The 1,155-nt window shown below is 36.5% G+C and carries 1 protein-coding gene and 1 pseudogene; one reads left to right on the forward strand and one right to left on the reverse strand.

The features are described from left to right. Window positions 1–258 (forward strand): annotated as a pseudogene (locus AB5935_RS27330) (six-hairpin glycosidase); the annotation flags it as partial. An 86-nt stretch (window positions 259–344) separates the two neighbouring features. Here AB5935_RS27330 and AB5935_RS27335 read toward each other — a convergent pair. After that, window positions 345–1,155: discoidin domain-containing protein (locus tag AB5935_RS27335; RefSeq protein WP_368328018.1), on the reverse strand; the 811-nt coding region annotated here is incomplete at its 5' end.

Here is a 1,155-nt window from a genome sequence, read left to right on the forward strand (position 1 = left end):
CCTCATTATTGGAGTACATTAACAGGAGCTGCTTTTTATCTTTATGCACAATGTGTCGGAGACAATGCTTATAAAAGACGTGCTGAAAATATTGTAAGGAACAATCTTTGCCTGTTCTTTGAAAATGGTAAAGCCTCTTGTGCTTATATCTATCCTAATAGGGTAAACGGCGTAAAAGCCGGATTTTATGACCCTTATGCTAATGATCAGGATTGGGCATTAGTTTATTATTTATTGGTGAATAAGGATATTTATTAGTGAGTGATAGCAAGTTTTTAGATCACAATAAAGCCGGTTAACTTCAAACATTAACCGGCTTTATTGTGACTTTATCTATTTACTTGTTATTCTGGGATACCCAAAGCTGTAAATTCATAAATGCCGTCAGCCCACATTGCGGAATTACCTTTATGTATATTGACAACACCATAGATACGTAGACGTAAATATCTATAAGCTGTAGGATCTTCTACATTCAGAATCAGAAATCCCACTTGCCAATTTGTTCTGCCATCCACGAGCATTTTATAACTTTTGCCATCCAGGCTTCCTTCAATTGTGTATTTATAGGCTGCTTCAGAACCATTGACTAATCTTGTGGAAAGATTAATTTCTGAAATTCTAGCTTTTTTCTGCATGTCTACAGTGAACATATAAGGTGTACCTATGGTAGCATTTGAACTTTTTTGGAAGTAAGTAGAGGAGTCTAAGCTTGCTCCATCCGTAATACAGTCAGCTTTGACTCCTTTTGCTCCAGGTACAGCAGATGTAACAGGAACATTTAATGTCAAATTCTTACCATTTTGTACAGGGATAATTCCATAATTGTCATTGAATTCCAAATATCTGTAATAATCCATAGAAGCATACCCTTTATTAAATGCAGCAATAGAGATTCTGGGAAAGTTGCCGTCCGGAGTTTTATATTTCCTTTGTGCCCCCCAATGATAGCTCCATACTCCATAAGTTGTTCCTACTTTACTAATTCTGTTAAACTGTGCATCAAAGGTAGTATTATTACCAATTTCTCTTATAGGTGTCCATTCACCTGCCAAGTCAGTTGTTGAGGTATACATCGTTTGACTTGGATACCATCCGGAGGCCTTTGAACTGAAGAAGTAGTATTCTCCGTCTTTTTTGATAATTGCAGGAGTT

This window comes from Phocaeicola sp. RTP21198st1_B8_RTP21198_201120, from assembly GCF_040929485.1.
Classification (GTDB): domain Bacteria; phylum Bacteroidota; class Bacteroidia; order Bacteroidales; family Bacteroidaceae; genus Phocaeicola; species Phocaeicola dorei.